The sequence below is a fragment of the Bacillus cereus group sp. BfR-BA-01355 genome (genome assembly GCF_022663675.1).
Taxonomy (GTDB): domain Bacteria; phylum Bacillota; class Bacilli; order Bacillales; family Bacillaceae_G; genus Bacillus_A; species Bacillus_A thuringiensis_S.
Genome location: NZ_JAKUFY010000009.1, coordinates 24693 through 42252, shown reverse-complemented (window position 1 = coordinate 42252; position 17560 = coordinate 24693). Strand labels below are relative to the sequence as shown.

Below are 17560 nucleotides of genomic sequence, written 5' to 3'. Positions count from 1 at the left end.
CCGTCTTTTGCATAATCATTTTAATGATTTTTATTTATATTGAAATAATATTTTGTGTACTATATCCTCCTATCACTTCTTTTGCCCCCACCTATTTCCCTTATAAAAGCAAGTCCTCTCAAAAATCCAGTAACTAATCATCTTCATTTTTTAACCTTTTTTCAATTACAATTTTTATAAAATACCAATTCCATTCTCCACTTTATATTACGAGAAAGAAAAGAAAACAAAAAATCAACCGAACGGTTGATTTTTTATCTCCTACTATAATGCGCAGTATCAATACCACGCTGCATTAACCAATGATATGTTTCACCTTTTACAACAAGAGGTACAGATTGCAACTCTTCTATCGTCTTCGCACCAAGAGCTGTCATAATAAATTTCAAATCTGTATGTAGAAGCTCAATTTCATCCACTAATTTCTCGATACCATCTTGCATTAAAATACGTAAAAAGTAACCAGCAAACGCAGTTGTATTCGCCCCTAATGCGATTGCTTTCGCTACGTCAAGCGCTGTCTGTATACCCCCTGATGCAATAAAAGAGAGGTTATTATTTGTAGAGGTTGCTTCAATAATCGAGGTTGCTGTTTGTATGCCCCAGTTATTAAAATAAGAAAGCATTCGCTGTCTTCTTTCATTTTCAACAGCAGCAAAATTCGTACCACCTTGCCCACCAATATCAATTGCCGTTACACCTACGTTCGCTAACTGTTGCATTGTTTCCTTACTCATCCCAAATCCAACTTCTTTTACAATGACAGGAACTTTACTATTTAAAACAATTTTCTCAATACGCTGAAGTACGCCAGTAAAATCACGGTCTCCTTCTGGCATCGTTAACTCTTGTATGACATTTAAATGAATTTGCAATGCATTCGCTTCAATCATATCAACGGCACGCTCTGCCTGCTCGATAGTTGCCTCACTACCTAAATTAGCAAAGAAAATACCATTTGGGTTTACCTTTCTGATCACCTTATAAGAAGCAGCCTCACTTTCATCTTTTAACGCCGCCATTTGCGAACCTACAGCCATAGCAAGGTTATGTTGTTTCGCTACATATGCTAATTGCTCATTGATATGTAACGTTTTCTCTCCTCCACCACCAGTCATCGCATTGATAAAAATCGGCGAACTTAGTGAAAGTTCGCCGATTTTTGTTTCACATGTTATTGTGTCATAATTTGAATTTGGCAAGCTTTGATGCACAAAATCAATATCATGAAAGCCATGCGTACGAGACTGACCAGTAGAAAGAGCGTATTCAATATGATCTAATTTACGTTTTGCCCTTACCACTTGTACCCCTCATTATTTCTTTAATTTTTTCAGTTGTTCACCAATAATATCACTTAATTGGAAAGTAGCAGAATCAGCATTTGGCTCATACTGACTATAATCTTCAATTACATTATTTTCCTCAATCGCTTCTTTTATACTTAAAGAAATACGTTTCTCTGCTGCGTGAACTTCAAGTACTTTCACTTTTACTTCTTGTCCCATTTCCAATACTTCATTCGGATTTTTCACGTGACGATTTGCAATTTGAGATACGTGTACAAGTCCTTCAACGCCAGGTAAAATCTCAACGAATGCACCAAATGTAACAAGGCGTTTTACTACTCCCTCACGAATATCTCCAGCTTTTATTTCGCCAGCAACGTTTTCCCAAGGTCCTGGTTGAGCTGCTTTAATCGATAAAGAAATACGTTGTGTATCAGCATCAACAGATAACACCTTTACCTTAACCTTTTGACCTTGCTCTAAAACTTCAGAAGGTTGCTCTACACGTTCGTGTGAAATTTGTGAAATGTGAACTAAACCGTCCACGCCACCAACGTTAACGAAAGCACCAAAGTCAGTTAATCGTTGCACTGTTCCTTCAACAACGTCCCCTTCTTTTAATGAAGAAATTGCTTCTTTTTTCTTAGAATCTAGTTCTAATTCTACTACCGCTTTATGCGAAAGGATTACACGATTTTTTTCACGGTCTAATTCAACAATTTTCACCGCTAACGTTTTACCTTTATAGTCAGTAAAGTCTTCTACATAATGTACTTCTACAAGTGAAGCTGGGATAAAACCGCGAACCCCAAGATCCACAACTAATCCGCCATTCACAATATCTTTTACAGTAACATCAAACACATGACCAGAAGTAAATTTCTCTTGTAATTCTACCCATGCTTTTTCTGCATCAACAGCACGTTTAGACAAGACAAGATCATCTTCTTCTAATTTAATAATTTTCAACTCTAGTGTTTGATCTAATTCTACAACATCGCTTGCTTTTTCAATATGAACGTTAGCTAATTCACTAATTGGAATTACGCCATCTGTTTTGTATCCAACATTTACAAGCACTTGTTTCTCTTCAACTTTCGTTACAGAACCTGTAACAACGTCACCAACTTGTAATTCTTTTGAATCCATAACTTCTTCATTCATTTTCTCTACCATGGAAATACCTCCCTACAGAATTGACAAAGCATTTTTTATGTATATACGAAATGAAAACAAAGTTTTCATTTGCATGTTTAAGAATTTCTCATCACATACTTTTTTCAATACCATTCATAAGAAAATATATTAAACCTATATAAATAGTATACAGCAAAACCAGCTTGAAAAAAGTATGTTTTGAAATATAATAGCGAATATATTCTGACAGTTTTATTCCTCTTTAACTAACTTCTTACAAATCAGCTCATTTGTCAAGGAAAGAGACTCACAATTCACGTATCCTTTACATTTCTATTTAAACAAAAAAGAAAGGGGATCATCCCCTTTCTTTATTTCGCAAACACTCTTGAAACAATACTCATAATTTTTTGGACAACTTCTTCAATTGATAAAGAAGTCGTATCTAATTCCAATGCATCATCAGCCTTTTTTAGTGGAGAAACTTCGCGTTCTGAATCTAATTTATCACGCTGAGCAATTTCTTCTTTTAGCTGCTCTAAATTAGAATCGAAACCTTTATTTAAATTTTCTAAATGTCTTCTTTCCGCTCTTTCTTCAACAGAAGCAAGCATAAAGATTTTCACTTCAGCATCCGGTAATACATGTGTACCAATATCACGGCCGTCCATTACAACGCCGCCTTTTTTCGCTAAATCTTGCTGACGGCGTACCATTTCTTCACGAACAAGGCGATGCTTTGCTACAATAGATACTCGATTCGTCACATCAGGTGTACGAATTACTTCAGAAACATCTTGTCCATTTAAAAATACAAGCTGTGTATTTTCTCCTTGCTGAAATTCAATATTTACATTCCTTACAACTTCCATTAACTGCTCTTCATTTTCAATATCTACTTTTTGTTCAAGGGCTGCATATGTAAGCGTACGGTACATTGCGCCTGTATCAATATAAACGTAAGAAAGTTCCTTCGCAACAACTTTTGCCACTGTACTTTTACCAGCAGCTGCTGGACCATCTATAGCAATTGAAATTCGTTTATCCATTGTAACACCTCATTTTTTCACTTATAAAACAAAACGAAAAGCAGGTGTTCACCCTGCTTCTTCTCATTTGCTTCACGTCATTAAATCCTCAATTATTGTAGCATAATCCTTCATAGAAGAAAATGAAAACTACCTATTCACCTGTAAGATTTCCGCTTTGTCTTTTACCATGACACCTTCATAATAAACAATTTTAGATAAATATTTCACTGATGACTTATGTATAAATAACAATTGCACAACAGAAAGACAAATAAATTGTATTATTAATATACGAATAAAAATTCTCTCCATCTTTTCCACCGTAATTGCTCCCTCCTATACTATATTTACACATCTCGTTTCGTAATTTTATACATCGTACATATAGCAGTTAATTTTATTGTCATTTGCGAGGCATACTTTTATACATTTCCATTGTCGAATTTACTAAAAACATGTTATGTTCTAAATGTATTTTTTACTTGAAAGGGGTATAAGAATTGAAAAGAATCCTAGTTTTACACACAGGTGGAACAATTGCAATGGAGGAGGATAAAGAAACTGGAGTCGTACAACCAGGTGAAAAAAATCCTCTTTTAAAATTCATTCCTGATTTAGAAGGCGATGTTGATTTAATCGTTGAAGATGTGTTCCATTTACCATCTCCCCATATGACACCGAGCGAAATGTTACAATTACAAGTCATCATTGATGAAAGAGTAAAACAAGACAACATTCATGGCGTAGTCATTACGCATGGTACTGATACATTAGAAGAAACAGCCTATTTCTTAGATTTAACAGTACAAGCAACTATTCCGATCGTTGTGACAGGTGCAATGCGCTCTAGCAATGAATTAGGTGCTGACGGCCTATATAACTTCTTATCAGCTGTAAAGGTTGCTAGTTGTGATGAAGCTGCAGAAAAAGGTGTTTTAGTCGTATTAAATGACGAAATTCATTGCGCTACAAATGTAACGAAAACACATACAAGTAATGTCGCAACATTCCAAAGCCCACAATACGGACCAATTGGAATGGTAACAAAACGCGGCGTTGTCTTCCATCACGCTTTAGTACATCATGAAACATATACGATAAACACAGTGTCTAAAAATGTAGTTGTTCTAAAAGCATATGCTGGCATGGATGATACATTATTAGCAGCAATCGAAAATCTTCCTGTAGACGGTATTGTTATCGAAGCGCTCGGACAAGGTAATCTACCTCCAAGAACACTTCCTAGTCTAGAACGATTATTAAATAAAGGTATTCCTGTCGTATTAGTTTCTCGCTGTTTCAACGGTATCGTTCAAGACGTATATTCGTATGAAGGTGGTGGTAAACACTTAAAAGATATGGGCGTTGTATTCACATACGGCTTAAATGCACAAAAAGCACGTATTAAATTACTTGTCGCATTAGAGAATACAAATTCTCATGAATCCATTCAAAATATGTTTATGCACGAATAAAAAGGAGTTGTCGAGATTTTCTCGACAACTCCTTTTTATTTTTCTCTTGATGCAATGGTTTGCGCAATCGCATCTCCATGAAATCTACCGTTCTCGATAAATATTTCATTTGCATTATTTCCAGCAGCAATGACACCTGCAATGAAAATATTTTCAGCATTCGTTTCCATTCTATCCTCTGTATAAATTGGACGTCCTGTTTCTTCATCAATCTGAACACCCATCTTCGTTAAGAAGCTATGATCAGGATGATAACCAGTCATCGCAAATACAAAATCGTTTTGGATTGTATAAACTTCACCATCAACTGTAAACGTTAATGTATGCTCAGTAATTTCTTTCACATGAGCCCCGAAATGCATTTGAATTGTACCGTTTCGTACTAACGCCTCAAATTCCGGCAAAATCCAAGGCTTTATGCTTGGCGAATACTCAATTCCACGATACAGTACCGTTACACGCGCACCAGCTTTAACAAGTTCTAATGCGGCATCTACACTCGAATTTTTCCCACCTATAACTACTACGTCTCGATCAAAATAAGGATGCCCCTCTTTAAAATAGTGAGCTACTTTCTTCAATCCCTCACCTGGAACATTCATATAATTTGGATTATCATAATATCCAGTTGCTACAACAATATATTTCGCTATATATGTTTCTTTACTTCCGTCACACTTTGTCGTCTCAACTTGAAAAACTCCTCCATCTTTTTGAACTTTCTCCACTCGCTCAAAAGCATTTACACGTACAGATTTACGTTTTACTACTTCACGATAATACGCAAGCGCTTGATTTCGAACTGGCTTACGATTTTCTGTAATAAAAGCTACATCACCAATTTCTAATTTTTCACTAGAAGAGAAAAATGTTTGATGAGTTGGATAATTATAAATGGCATTTACAATGTTTCCTTTTTCAATTACTAACGGATTTATCCCTACCTTTTGCAACGAAATCGCTGCCGCTAATCCGCACGGACCGCCTCCGATTATAATAACTGTTTCTTTCTGCATACTCGTCCACTCCTAGTCTTCTACCAATACACTATTTATAAAAACAAGAAAAAACCTACTTACAGCAGTAGGTACCTATCTTTATTGTATTCATTTTTCATATATTTGTCATCTAAACGAAACGTACATCCGATAGACATCTGCTAAAAACTGCTGAAATTTAATACCTTGTTTCCCTAATACATTCTCAGGATCAATCTTTCTAGCTGGATCAAGCGTTTTATGTGACACGATATCTTTTTTCGGATTTAAGCCAAAGTTTTGGCATAAATACGCATGATACCATGTAAAACGATTATATGCTTCCCAAAAGTTAACATCACCGCCATAACAAAGTTCCACTCCAATGGCCGCCTTATTCGCGTCATAGCCGTATAAGTCATTATCCGTCGGCACACCATATCGAACATGATACGCAACTTCATTTATAGGAATAATCTCCAATATTGTTTTATCATCTATAAATGTATGCGCCGAAGCTTTCGGTTGTAATTCATTAAAGTAATCTCGATTTCCTATCGCATTGCTTCCTGGATTCCCCGTATCATGGCTTACAATAAATCTCACTTTAGTCAGAGGAATCCCCGGCCGTGAACTTCCATATCCAATATAGTTGCGTTCTATAGGAAACATCGCCATTGCTACCAACTCCCGCTCTAGAAGATTACCTTACTTCCTTATATATGTATTCGGTAGCAACGTCCTTATCGCATATTTCTTACACGAAGAGAAAATCGAAAATATTTGAAGTGAACACCATAAACAACAAGATACTTACAGCCACTCCATAAAAACCGTAAAACCAAACACAATCTTCTTTCGTATCTAAACCGAAAAATTTATTTACCGATTGTAATAATGTGCCACGCTTGCTTTGTTTGTTTCGTAATACTTCCACTCGCTCTACAACATCTGCTGGCATCATAAATCTTTGGTCTACTATCATTTTCATCATTTATCTCTCCTTAAAATCATTTCCGTTTTGTTTATCTAAGGAGAGTATAGCACGTTTGTTCGTATAGAACAAGCGTTCTTTTTTTATTTTTATTTTATTTTTCAGCAAGCCAAGTAAAAATTGAGATTACAACGGCAATAATCGGCCCTACTACAACCACACCAAATATCAAAAACAGTAGCCCTTCCCCGAACATTCTAACGGTACTTACTTTTCGAGCTTTCATCGTTCTTGCAAGTTCTCCATCTAACCTCTTAACCTTTTCTTCTAATTGTTCTACTCGTTCCAGCATTTCATTCTCCATATATAACACCTCATTTAATACTTCAACAAAAAAACGTGATTCCCTCGAAAGGAAATCACGTTTTCTCAAGATATAATATTTTATACCCAACCTCTGAAGCGGCTTGCTTCAGCCATTTTACGAACACCAACCATGTACGCCGCTAAGCGCATGTTCACTTTACGAACTTGTGCTGTTTCATAAATAGAATCAAATGATCTTACCATTACTTTTTCTAAACGTTGTTCTACTTCTTCTTCAGTCCAGTAGTATCCTTGGTTATTTTGTACCCACTCAAAGTAAGATACTGTTACACCACCAGCACTTGCTAACACGTCTGGAACAAGTAAAATTCCGCGATCTGTTAAAATTTTAGTCGCTTCTAATGTTGTTGGACCATTTGCAGCTTCAACAACGATTTTCGCTTTAATATCATTAGCATTTTCTTCTGTAATTTGGTTCTCAATTGCAGCTGGAACTAAAATATCGCAATCAAGTTCTAACAATTCTTTATTTGAAATTGTATTGTTAAATAGCTTTGTTACTGTACCGAAGCTATCACGACGGTCTAATAAATAATCAATATCTAATCCGTTTGGATCATGTAACGCACCGTAAGCATCTGAGATTGCAATAACTTTCGCACCTGCATCATGCATAAATTTAGCTAAGAAGCTACCAGCATTACCGAACCCTTGGACAACAACGCGTGCACCCTTAATATCAATGCCACGTTTTTTCGCAGCTTCACGAATACAAATTGTTACACCTTTCGCTGTTGCTGTTTCACGGCCATGTGATCCACCTAATACAAGCGGTTTACCTGTAATAAATCCTGGTGAATTAAATTCATCAATACGGCTATACTCATCCATCATCCATGCCATAATTTGAGAGTTTGTGAATACATCTGGAGCTGGAATATCTTTCGTCGGACCTACGATTTGGCTAATTGCTCGTACATAACCGCGGCTTAATCTTTCTAACTCACGGAATGACATTTCACGTGGATCACAGATAATTCCACCCTTACCTCCACCATATGGTAAATCAACAATACCACATTTTAAACTCATCCAGATTGAAAGTGCTTTCACTTCATTTTCTGTTACATTCGGATGGAAGCGAATTCCACCTTTCGTTGGACCAACAGCATCATTATGTTGTGCACGATACCCTGTAAATATTTTAACAGTCCCGTCATCCATACGAACTGGTATTTTCACTGTCATCATACGAATTGGTTCTTTTAATAATTCATATACTTCGTTTGGATAACCCAATTTTTCTAACGCTTCACTAATAACAATTTGTGTTGAATTCAATAGTTCAAAATGTTGTTCCCTTTGTTGTTGTGTTTTTGTTTGAGTTCCCTTTTCGGCTACCATAGTAAGTAAACCCCCTGTAATTTCACTTGTTTAGTAAACCTTCATTGCCTAGTATACACCCTTAAATTTGGAATGCAATAGAAAACGCTAACAAATATATACAAACTATTTTCTGTTGCAAGCGTTTTCACTATTATTATAGTCCTTTTATTACTTTTAGAAAAGTAAAATACTTAAATATTTAAATATTTTTTATTTTACTCAAACATACTCCCATAAAACTGCATATTTTATTTTAAAAAAGTATGTTGGAGTATTTACAATCATCCCTTCCCTTATCCAAATAAAAACAAAACCTCAGCTATGTTGTATTAGCTGAGGTTTTGTTTTTTCACAAAGTAATTGTGTATTTGTTCTATCGCATTAAAATCCATTAATTCTTTACCGTACTCCATGATGCGATAAATAGTTGCGGTAGACGGATTACCGTATTCCGCTAAAATAGCTATAAAATCCGCCTTTAACAATTGAATTTGTTCCTCTTCTTCCATCCAAAGATAGAAGCGCTTATCCCACGTATATAGCTTTCCGCCAGTTACACCAAGGTTATATAAGCGATTCGACAGGTTAATTATGTCATCTAGCGTAGCAAACTCATATAATATATGCTCACTTTCATCTAGAGTCACTTGCATTTCAATAAACTCGTCACGAAACTCATCATCTGTATCCATTTCTTGATTTTCTTTCGTTACAATTACAACCATCCCTTGTGCTTGTAGAGAAAATACTTCAACTGCAATCGGACCATCTGCTTCAAATCCTAATTCCTTATTTGCTTCTTGCATCATATCACGAAATAATTGCTGTACTTTCGGCGCATTTCTCCATAAATCTTCTTTCGTTAATCCTCGTTCAGATAAATCATCAAATGTTAGAAAAATTTTTATCTTATTGTAATTTAATCGTTCCAGCCTCATCTCATACCCTCCCTACGTAACCAATGCATCTAATTTTTATTATATGAAATAGAAAATAGATGGTTCTTTTCGAACAACTATTCCGACATTTTTAACCATTCATCCCATTCTTCTTTTGTATCACCAATTAAGGTTGTTTCAATGTCCAACTGGTTTAGAACGCCTAGCTTTCCGATAAAGCCAACAGAAAGAGATTCCCTTTTTTCTTGTAATAAATTTATAAAGTTCATCGTCTTTTTCATTTCTTGTTCGTCAGCAAAAGATACAAATACATATTTCGGCTGTATTTCTTCTACCGCTGACAACATACCATCTTCAGCTAAGCTTGTCCTAATATATATCGCCTCATATCCTTTTAAGCGTAAATACGTTGAAAAAATAAATCCTTGCAATGCATTCTTTTCTAACACAATAACTTTGTGTAAAGAGGAAAACATTGAGGCATTGTGATACACCATTCCTAGACGCGTTTGTAAAAATGATAGTGCATATTGGAATTGCGCCATTGAAATCTCATTATTATTTTTTGACATTAATAAATTGTCTGTCACTCGAAGAACGATACTGGCAACAACCTTCTCTGTTGAATATATACTAAAAGCTTCGTTTAATAATGCAGTAATTGTAATTTCATCAAATTTTAACAAAGCTTGTAGCAAATCGTCCACTAAAACAACTTCTTTATCGAAAGGTATCTCTTTTTGAACTGTACTCTGCAAACGATTCTCTTCTAATAACTGAACTGCTTGTCCAATCATCATACCGGAAGAAACTTTTTCCATTAACCATTTTAAAATTTGAATATGTTCTTCTGTATATAAACGATGCCCAGCTTGATTCCGCTTTGGGGCAATAATTTGATATCGTCTTTCCCATGCACGAAGCGTACTCGGCTGAACTCCAATTATATTCGAAACAGCTTTTATATTATATTTTCCACTAAGAGTTGGCATCATTTCCCTCCGCACAATGTAATAATATGTGTTTGAGCAGGTGCTCGGAAACGAAGTGGTATCAATGTTGTTCCGTACCCATTACTAACAAAGAGAATCGTATTCAAATGGTTATATACGCCACCTTTTAAATATTTTTTAGATGGGAATAATCGGATTTGTCCCCCATGCGTATGTCCACTTAATACAAGTGAAATCTGCTCATTTCCAGACATCTTTTTTATTATATCAGGGTTGTGACTAACTAAGATACGAAAACCTTCTTCTTTACAATCCGCCAATGCCAAATCTAGACGATCACGGTGCAATCCAACATCATCTATACCGAGCAAACAAATTTTCTCTCCTAATTCAGACTCAAATACCACTCTTGTATTATCTAAAACTTTTACGTTATTTTCTAATAATAACGCATCTAATTCATGATATTCTATCTCATAATCATTGTTTCCCCACACAAAATATACAGGAGCTATCTCTCTTAACTTTTGAATATTCGCAGAGATTTTTGATAAAGAGACACCTTTCTCTGCTAAATCTCCTCCGATAATTACTAGATCTACTTTTCCTTTTACTTGTTCAATTAACAAATTCGAAATAACTCTTCTATGAATATCAGAAATAAAAAACACATTTACTTTTTGAAAACTTTTCGGAAATTCTTTAAATACTAAAGTATGTTCCAACACCGTATTACGCGTCGCTTCTTTATACATCACAAGAAGTAATAAAATCCCAATGCCTATGAGAGTACTGAATAATATAATCCATATCATATTTTTTACTCCCCTCCTCATAAAGATAATCCTAGGCTTTTATAACAAATTGTGATCGCTTAATTCACTAGCTCTCTTGCTTTGTGGATTTATCTTTTATCGGAATTTTTAATTCTTGCCCTGCACTCACTTCATCTTCTTGCAAGTTATTATACTTTTTAATGACTTCAATCCCATTTTCATCCGAAAAATATTGCTTCGCTATACTTTCTAAAGTTTCTCCCTCTTTCACAGTATGCGTTATCGCTTTTTCAGACTGTTTCTGTGAATCAGATTTAGCTGAATCAAAGAAGATTACTTCAAACGCACTTTTCCCGGCATTATTACTATCGCCCTTCACCTGAATATATTTATCCGTATACCACAAAATACTAATTGGCAGCAGAATGAATAGAAATGTTAAAACCCGGACGAAAATGTGATTTATTTTAAACTTTTGTTTTTTCTCTTTATTTCTATGAATTTCACTACGCGGCGGTAAACTTTCTTTTTCTTCCACTCGCTCAACTTCTAATTCCTCTTCAAAATCAGGAATTCGTTTCCTCATGTTGTTCACCACCACCTTCCATTTATTTTCTTAATTGGAGTCCCATTATAAAATCAACAAGAAAGTGTGCAAAGATTGTTATAAACAAATTCCCTGTCCATTCAAATACATAACCAAAGACAAAACTAATGAAACAGACGAAACAAAACAAAAATGGCTTTGTTATATAACGAATATGTAACACTGCAAATACTAAACTCGCAATTACAATTCCAAAATGAGTCTGCACTACACCTCTAAATAAAAATTCTTCTGCAAAACCGATTACGAACGTAATAACGAGTAAATGTAGAACCGACATTCCTCGAAACATCTTATCGTTAATACCACCATCATCAAACCAAGACTCTGGAAACACTCGCATTGCAACATAATCTAATAACACAATACCAATCGCTAACAAACCACCTATAATAAGTATAGATACTGGTTCCCATTTCCATAAATTAAACACTTCTTTTACATCTTGAAATAATATATATGCTAGTAAACAGCCAATACCGATAATAATTAACTGTGTTATATATAGATTCAGCCTTATTTCCTGCGGACTCATATCTTCAACATTATGCCTTTGAATGTTCATCATTCCTCCATCTTTTCTAGGCCGAAAAGCTTTTGTAACTCTGTTTCCCAATTATAGTCGAAATCCGATTGTTGCGCTCGTCTTTTTTTATAATCTTCTTTTGTAATACCGCAATAATCGCAGCAATTATTTAACTCTTTCTCTTTCCTATAACCGAACTGTTGCAGCACATATTCACGTCTACATCCTCTAACTCGTATCCATGACTTCATATTTTCTAATTCACTATATTTATTACGCAACCTTATTTCTACTTCAGCTATTAATCGGTTCATAATTTCATCTGACAAACCCTCTAATAATAATCTTCGTTGTTGTATAATTCCAACCTGTTCGAGATGATAACGAACGAAACGCCAATATTGCTCATTAAATCTTGCTGCATTATAACAAATTTCTTCTACATCTTCTATTGGTAATTCTTTCGTTTGAAACATTCTTTCTTGTAGTAAAGAAAATAAAAATTGTATTTGCGACTTACTTGGCAATTCATCCTCAATGATTGAAAGTGGTAAATCATGATCCAACGGACTACACAATAAAATAGCTATACTCGGTTTGCCATCTCTTCCAGCTCTTCCGATTTCTTGTAAGTAAGAAGCTATATTAGTTGGATAATGAAAATGAATAATATATTGCGTATTCGCCTTATTTACCCCCATACCAAATGCACTTGTACATATTACAAGCTGCAATTGATCGTTCATAAACTGCTGTTGAATTAACATACGCTCTTCATGTTCCATACCACCATGATAAAAAGCTACACCAGTAACACCTTTCCCTCTCAAGTATTCCGTTAACCTTTCTGTCCACGCTCTACTTGAACAATATACAATCCCCGGCCCTTGTAAATACATCACCTGCTCCAAAAGCGCCTCTTTCTTTTCTTCTATCGTCTCTACAAATTGCACCTCCATTGCAATATTAGGACGGTCAATAGAGTATACATGTTCCGCGGCACCCTTTAAATTTAAACTGTCTGCGATATCTTGCAGTACCCCTTTTGTCGCTGTGGCTGTCAATGCTAACACTGTAGGAGAACCAATATTTTCAATAACTACATTTAGTTTCTTATAGTCCGGTCTAAAATCATAACCCCATTGAGAAATACAATGAGCCTCATCAACAACAAATAATGAAATATGAATTTTCTTCAATTCCCTAATTAATAACTCCGACTGTAACATCTCTGGTGAAACAAAAATAAATTTATATGAAGATAATTTTTTCATCGCTTCTCTTTTTTCATTTAATGTCCGAAAACTATTAAATGCTATCACTCGGTTTTTCACAACATACTTTAATTGTGTCACTTGATCTTCCATTAAAGATAATAACGGCGATACAACAAGCACTGTTCCTTCTCGCATAAGCCCCGGAAACTGATAGCACATAGACTTTCCTCTTCCAGTCGGAAGCATTGCTATCACATCTTTTCCTTCTAATAAATCTGTAATAACTCCTTTTTGACCTGGACGAAATTCAGAATATCCAAACCACTTATATAAATATTCTTCAAGTTTCATTTACACCCTCCATCCGCGCTAATACAAGACGAACTTCAAAATAAGAGATATCTTCTCCAATCGCTTGTTTCAAAACACGTAACTTCCGCGTTTGCAATGCTTCAATTACTTTTATTACTTTGTCTATCTTTTCTTTTTCCATAAACATTTCAATAGAAAAATCTTTTTCTCGCAAAGCAATTTCAACAAAATGATCTTCTATCGTTGCAACCTTCAAATTCCGAATCGTTGCTATTTCTTCTAAAGAACGCCCTTGTCTCCAAAAATTATATGTTTTTTTCGTGGATAAACTAAATAGTTCAGCTCTCTCATTTGGATAAGATATAATTTCAGCTAATAGCGGAAATTCATTTTCTTTATCACGAACTTCTTGTATAAAGAAATGCATTGTACCCCAAAATAAAAAATACACCCTGAACATATCTTGTTTCGTAATTTCTGCTAATTGTTGCAATGTACAACCAATCCGTTCATAACCCGTTAGTCGATATGTTACAATCGTCGCTTCTATCGCATTACTTTTTTCTAAAAGATTATGTACTTCCGTCCACAGTTTTCTCGCCAATTCACTTCTCTTATATGGCCTTCCTGTTAGAAAACGTTTCACCCACATCATTATTTCTGTATCTTGTTGAATCGGGATAAACTTAGTATTATTCTGTTGTAAATTTGATATAGTTTGAATAATCAATGAAAATCTTTTCCAAAATGTTTCACCTAATTCTCCATAATGTAAACCATGCAAATGCGCTGGAAAAGCATAAACTTCCTCCCATTTATGTAACTGCGTTTTACCCTTAGGTGTTAACACATATGTATTTTCATGTATTTCTTGAATAAAATCTGCTTGCAACAACTTTACAACTTCACCATCATAGTCATTTCTATTTAATGATTTATATATTCCGAACAAAAAAGAAATTCTAAACATATTTCCATCTTGTAAAGTTTGCGAAGAACGTTTGCCCTTTAGTAAATAATAAATAGATGAAACGGTTCTTTCACCATTCAATTGTTTTAAACAATGCAACAAAGTATATTGTATTTGCATGACCGCTTCCACCTTCCAATCTTAACTTCATTCTTTTCAGTACAATTACACTATCTACTGTCGCTCATTAAACTTATCATAATAAGAACTATATACTTGTATATATTCTATTGTATCAAACGAAATCATATTTACGTATTTTGAAAATCTTATGACATAATTCAAAAATAAGTTGACACTCTAATTGATAAGCATTATCATTATAATTTTATGTTGAAAAGTTTTACAAACCGTTTTACAATAAGGTTATAATTTTTATGGCAAGCTTTTCACATACATATTATCAGGAGGGAAAAAAGATGGCAAAATATACAATCGTTGATAAAGATACTTGTATTGCATGTGGTGCTTGTGGCGCTGCTGCACCAGACATTTATGACTATGATGATGAAGGTATTGCATTTGTAACATTAGACGATAACCAAGGTATCGTTGAAATTCCAGATGTATTAATTGAAGATATGATGGATGCATTCGAAGGCTGTCCAACTGACTCAATTAAAGTTGCTGACGAATCATTCGACGGAGACGCTTTAAAATTTGAATAGTCTTTTATTAACTTCAAAAAATGCCCCTCATATTGATGAGGGGCATTTTTTGTATCTAAATTTTATTTTCCTTAATAAAAAACCATTAGTAGTTCCACACTACTAATGGTTTATATATATTATGCATTTTTCATTTTTGCAAACACCCATACTTTCAGGCGTGAGAATAATGCCACAAATACAATTGTTACAACAATTCCTTTAATTAAATTAAATGGTAAGATTGCCGTTACAACCGTTGTTCTTATAGCTTCGCTAGACATAGCTGGTGAATTTAAAAACCAAGTGTACGCCGGGAATATGATGATGTAGTTTAATACACTCATAATAAGTGCCATTGTAATTGTCCCTAGCATTAACCCTGTCGTTAAACTCTTCACAGTACGATACTTTCTAAATAAGAAAGCTGCTGGTCCAATAAATAAACATCCTGCAATAAAGTTTGCAATTTCTCCAACTGGTACTCCCGTTAAACTTCCTTGAATCCCGTAATGTAAAATGTTCTTTATTGCCTCTACAATCACTCCAGCTACTGGTCCAAAGATAATTGCTGCAATTAGAGCTGGTACATCACTAAAATCAATTTTCAAAAATGGCGGGAGCCCTGGGAACGGGAAATCTAACATCATTAGTAAATATGCAATACTACTTAGCATCGCTACACTCACCATCTGCACCACACTGTTTTTTTGTTTCATCTTTCTCTCTCCTTTTCCATCGATCATCTCATGGAAAGTGGAAAGGTTCTGCTATGCCTATTTTTTCATAGAACGAAAAAACCCTTTGTGTTTTACACAAAGGGAGAATTTAAGGCACATCAAACAGACGTTCAAATCCATATCTTTTTTGAACGCTTGAACCTCCATCTTCTCCCATCCAGACTGTACTGTCGGCTTTGGAATCACACCAAATCCTGCCTTAACGGCTCGCGGGCTTAGAACAAAATCATAAATAGTTCATCACCGCCGGTCGGGATTTTCACCCTGCCCCGAAGATAGACCGATATTCTATTTTCCCCTTCATTATACAACAACCTCATAACATTGTGAACAAAAAAATTGTAACTTATTTAAAATTAGTTATTTATTTTTCGTAACAATAAATAAATTGCGAGATATTTTACAATACAATCCATATTTTTTATTATTCGGCATTTCTCTTTTGAATTACCTAGTCATATATAATTAAAAGTGATAAGATATTGAATTGTTAAGATAAGAACATTTTCTGAGTTATGGAGGAAATGTCATGAAAAAAGAAAAGAGATATTCTATTCGAGAAGCAATGAAAAAAAACTTAAGAAAAGAATACTTTTACTTAAAAAAAGAATTACTTTTCTACTGCCCAATTGATTTAGGCACATTCTCAAACGAGACATACTATGCTACTTTCGATGAAGATGGCATCAGTATTTATCAGTATGATAAAAAAACAGAAAGTAAATTAAAATTGTGTGAGCGTCATCCGTGGAAAAGTTGGAGTAAAGTGAAGATTGATCACTATTTGACAACTTCTCAATTTATTTTTCAGGGTGAGCGAAATTGGATCTTATCCCTTTTTCAAAAAGGAAAAGAAGCTCAAAGAATTATTGAAGAGCATACATCTTTACAAACAGAAGTTGTTTCCCGCTCTTTCTTAAAAAAACTTCCTGGTTTTCGTTCTAATACACCACTGAATAAATACATCGGTAGCATTTGTTACACTGCACTTATTGCATTTTTATTAAAATGGATGATTCCATTTCAAGCACCACAAATCGCCCTGTATTCTATTTCGATTGGTTGTATGCTTCTTGGCCTACTTTGTTTGACAATCGGTTTAATTGAACCGACTATCGTACTGTTTCGAACAAAAGAGAAAACAAGAACAAAAGTTTTTTACTTATATAGCTATTTAGCTATTTCTGGATTTATATGTGTCTTTATTTTTTGGTAAAAGAAGCCGTCCCAAAATAAATTTTGGGACGGTTTTCTTTTAGATATAAATACTCTAATTCACTCAATACTTCTAGCAGAAGCGCCCATATAATTTCATTTACATTGAACCTTATTTAAGAATATTCAAAGTTTAATTTTT

General features: G+C 34.6%; 20 protein-coding genes and 1 riboswitch. Of the genes, 3 read left to right on the top strand and 17 right to left on the bottom strand.

What is annotated here, in order from left to right:
• Nucleotides 1-254: 254 nt before the first annotated feature.
• The 4 genes from MR167_RS04975 to MR167_RS04960 all read right to left on the bottom strand — a co-directional run bounded on the left by MR167_RS04975 (nt 255) and on the right by MR167_RS04960 (nt 3778).
• Nucleotides 255-1304 carry a type 2 isopentenyl-diphosphate Delta-isomerase gene (locus MR167_RS04975; protein ID WP_000251041.1) on the bottom strand — a complete coding sequence of 350 codons (1050 nt, stop codon included), beginning with the start codon at nt 1302-1304 and terminating at the stop codon, nt 255-257.
• Nucleotides 1305-1316: 12 nt separating this feature from the next.
• Entirely contained in the window at nt 1317-2465 is a 1149-nt protein-coding gene (gene rpsA / locus MR167_RS04970) for a 30S ribosomal protein S1 (protein WP_242314101.1), read from the bottom strand.
• A 332-nt stretch (nt 2466-2797) separates the two neighbouring features.
• Nucleotides 2798-3475, bottom strand: coding sequence for a (d)CMP kinase (cmk, locus tag MR167_RS04965; protein WP_242314099.1), 678 nt, complete (start codon nt 3473-3475; stop codon nt 2798-2800).
• Nucleotides 3476-3604: 129 nt separating this feature from the next.
• Complete coding sequence (locus tag MR167_RS04960; protein ID WP_000413849.1) at nt 3605-3778, bottom strand: YpfB family protein; 174 nt, start codon at nt 3776-3778, stop codon at nt 3605-3607.
• Between the two features lie 179 nt (nt 3779-3957).
• On the opposite strand from MR167_RS04960, the gene ansA reads away from it, so the two are divergent.
• The gene (ansA, locus tag MR167_RS04955; RefSeq protein WP_000822011.1) at nt 3958-4932 is read left to right on the top strand and encodes an asparaginase; all 975 of its coding nucleotides are present in this window, start codon (nt 3958-3960) and stop codon (nt 4930-4932) included.
• A 35-nt stretch (nt 4933-4967) separates the two neighbouring features.
• On the opposite strand, the gene MR167_RS04950 is transcribed toward ansA, so the two are convergent.
• The 12 genes from MR167_RS04950 to MR167_RS04895 form a co-directional block, all read right to left on the bottom strand.
• A complete protein-coding gene (locus MR167_RS04950) occupies nt 4968-5948 on the bottom strand; it encodes a YpdA family putative bacillithiol disulfide reductase (RefSeq protein WP_001168517.1) in 981 nt (326 codons plus the stop codon).
• A gap of 108 nt (nt 5949-6056) precedes the next feature.
• A complete protein-coding gene (locus tag MR167_RS04945; protein WP_001240655.1) occupies nt 6057-6587 on the bottom strand; it encodes a peptidoglycan recognition protein family protein in 531 nt (176 codons plus the stop codon).
• A gap of 79 nt (nt 6588-6666) precedes the next feature.
• Nucleotides 6667-6903: a DUF3961 domain-containing protein gene (locus MR167_RS04940; RefSeq protein ID WP_242314097.1), complete on the bottom strand. Its 237-nt coding sequence runs from the start codon at nt 6901-6903 to the stop codon at nt 6667-6669.
• A gap of 94 nt (nt 6904-6997) precedes the next feature.
• A complete protein-coding gene (locus MR167_RS04935) occupies nt 6998-7207 on the bottom strand; it encodes a hypothetical protein (protein ID WP_242314095.1) in 210 nt (69 codons plus the stop codon).
• An 80-nt stretch (nt 7208-7287) separates the two neighbouring features.
• Nucleotides 7288-8574, bottom strand: coding sequence for an NAD-specific glutamate dehydrogenase (gene gudB / locus MR167_RS04930; protein WP_000225173.1), 1287 nt, complete (start codon nt 8572-8574; stop codon nt 7288-7290).
• A 311-nt stretch (nt 8575-8885) separates the two neighbouring features.
• On the bottom strand, nt 8886-9494 hold the full coding sequence (locus MR167_RS04925) for a genetic competence negative regulator (RefSeq protein ID WP_001235399.1): 609 nt from the start codon (nt 9492-9494) through the stop codon (nt 8886-8888).
• A gap of 77 nt (nt 9495-9571) precedes the next feature.
• Nucleotides 9572-10447, bottom strand: a complete 876-nt coding sequence (locus MR167_RS04920; RefSeq protein ID WP_001142722.1) for a MerR family transcriptional regulator — start codon at nt 10445-10447, stop codon at nt 9572-9574.
• Entirely contained in the window at nt 10447-11223 is a 777-nt protein-coding gene (locus MR167_RS04915; protein WP_000637788.1) for a metallophosphoesterase, read from the bottom strand. Before MR167_RS04915 ends, MR167_RS04920 begins: the two co-directional genes overlap by 1 nt.
• A gap of 67 nt (nt 11224-11290) precedes the next feature.
• Nucleotides 11291-11770 (bottom strand): LysM peptidoglycan-binding domain-containing protein, encoded by a 480-nt coding sequence (locus tag MR167_RS04910; protein ID WP_001231548.1) that lies wholly within the window; start codon nt 11768-11770, stop codon nt 11291-11293.
• Nucleotides 11771-11792: 22 nt separating this feature from the next.
• A complete protein-coding gene (locus MR167_RS04905) occupies nt 11793-12356 on the bottom strand; it encodes a CPBP family intramembrane glutamic endopeptidase (protein WP_001025781.1) in 564 nt (187 codons plus the stop codon).
• On the bottom strand, nt 12356-13885 hold the full coding sequence (gene recQ, locus MR167_RS04900) for an ATP-dependent DNA helicase RecQ (protein WP_242314093.1): 1530 nt from the start codon (nt 13883-13885) through the stop codon (nt 12356-12358). The genes MR167_RS04905 and recQ overlap by 1 nt, the downstream gene beginning before the upstream one ends.
• The gene (locus MR167_RS04895) at nt 13875-14936 is read right to left on the bottom strand and encodes a YpbB family protein (RefSeq protein WP_063675152.1); all 1062 of its coding nucleotides are present in this window, start codon (nt 14934-14936) and stop codon (nt 13875-13877) included. The genes recQ and MR167_RS04895 overlap by 11 nt, the downstream gene beginning before the upstream one ends.
• Nucleotides 14937-15235: 299 nt before the next feature.
• On the opposite strand from MR167_RS04895, the gene MR167_RS04890 reads away from it, so the two are divergent.
• Nucleotides 15236-15484: a ferredoxin gene (locus tag MR167_RS04890; protein ID WP_001151993.1), complete on the top strand. Its 249-nt coding sequence runs from the start codon at nt 15236-15238 to the stop codon at nt 15482-15484.
• 119 nt (nt 15485-15603) lie between these two features.
• Here MR167_RS04890 and MR167_RS04885 read toward each other — a convergent pair whose 3' ends face one another.
• Nucleotides 15604-16182: an ECF transporter S component gene (locus MR167_RS04885; protein WP_000810856.1), complete on the bottom strand. Its 579-nt coding sequence runs from the start codon at nt 16180-16182 to the stop codon at nt 15604-15606.
• Between the two features lie 162 nt (nt 16183-16344).
• A riboswitch (FMN riboswitch) is annotated at nt 16345-16484 on the bottom strand.
• A gap of 248 nt (nt 16485-16732) precedes the next feature.
• On the opposite strand from MR167_RS04885, the gene MR167_RS04880 reads away from it, so the two are divergent.
• Nucleotides 16733-17419: a hypothetical protein gene (locus MR167_RS04880; RefSeq protein ID WP_242297226.1), complete on the top strand. Its 687-nt coding sequence runs from the start codon at nt 16733-16735 to the stop codon at nt 17417-17419.
• Nucleotides 17420-17560: the final 141 nt, after the last annotated feature.

What these genes read in the sequence shown, in the direction of transcription:
- rpsA (WP_242314101.1), bottom strand. Translation starts at nt 2,465, where the DNA reads ATGGTAGAGAAAATGAATGAAGAAGTTATGGATTCAAAAGAATTACAA.
- cmk (WP_242314099.1), bottom strand. Translation starts at nt 3,475, where the DNA reads ATGGATAAACGAATTTCAATTGCTATAGATGGTCCAGCAGCTGCTGGT.
- MR167_RS04950 (WP_001168517.1), bottom strand. Translation starts at nt 5,948, where the DNA reads ATGCAGAAAGAAACAGTTATTATAATCGGAGGCGGTCCGTGCGGATTA.
- MR167_RS04945 (WP_001240655.1), bottom strand. Translation starts at nt 6,587, where the DNA reads ATGGCGATGTTTCCTATAGAACGCAACTATATTGGATATGGAAGTTCA.
- MR167_RS04940 (WP_242314097.1), bottom strand. Translation starts at nt 6,903, where the DNA reads ATGATGAAAATGATAGTAGACCAAAGATTTATGATGCCAGCAGATGTT.
- MR167_RS04935 (WP_242314095.1), bottom strand. Translation starts at nt 7,207, where the DNA reads ATGGAGAATGAAATGCTGGAACGAGTAGAACAATTAGAAGAAAAGGTT.
- gudB (WP_000225173.1), bottom strand. Translation starts at nt 8,574, where the DNA reads ATGGTAGCCGAAAAGGGAACTCAAACAAAAACACAACAACAAAGGGAA.
- MR167_RS04925 (WP_001235399.1), bottom strand. Translation starts at nt 9,494, where the DNA reads ATGAGGCTGGAACGATTAAATTACAATAAGATAAAAATTTTTCTAACA.
- MR167_RS04920 (WP_001142722.1), bottom strand. Translation starts at nt 10,447, where the DNA reads ATGCCAACTCTTAGTGGAAAATATAATATAAAAGCTGTTTCGAATATA.
- MR167_RS04915 (WP_000637788.1), bottom strand. Translation starts at nt 11,223, where the DNA reads ATGATATGGATTATATTATTCAGTACTCTCATAGGCATTGGGATTTTA.
- MR167_RS04910 (WP_001231548.1), bottom strand. Translation starts at nt 11,770, where the DNA reads ATGAGGAAACGAATTCCTGATTTTGAAGAGGAATTAGAAGTTGAGCGA.
- MR167_RS04905 (WP_001025781.1), bottom strand. Translation starts at nt 12,356, where the DNA reads ATGAACATTCAAAGGCATAATGTTGAAGATATGAGTCCGCAGGAAATA.
- recQ (WP_242314093.1), bottom strand. Translation starts at nt 13,885, where the DNA reads ATGAAACTTGAAGAATATTTATATAAGTGGTTTGGATATTCTGAATTT.
- MR167_RS04895 (WP_063675152.1), bottom strand. Translation starts at nt 14,936, where the DNA reads ATGCAAATACAATATACTTTGTTGCATTGTTTAAAACAATTGAATGGT.
- MR167_RS04890 (WP_001151993.1), top strand. Translation starts at nt 15,236, where the DNA reads ATGGCAAAATATACAATCGTTGATAAAGATACTTGTATTGCATGTGGT.
- MR167_RS04885 (WP_000810856.1), bottom strand. Translation starts at nt 16,182, where the DNA reads ATGAAACAAAAAAACAGTGTGGTGCAGATGGTGAGTGTAGCGATGCTA.
- MR167_RS04880 (WP_242297226.1), top strand. Translation starts at nt 16,733, where the DNA reads ATGAAAAAAGAAAAGAGATATTCTATTCGAGAAGCAATGAAAAAAAAC.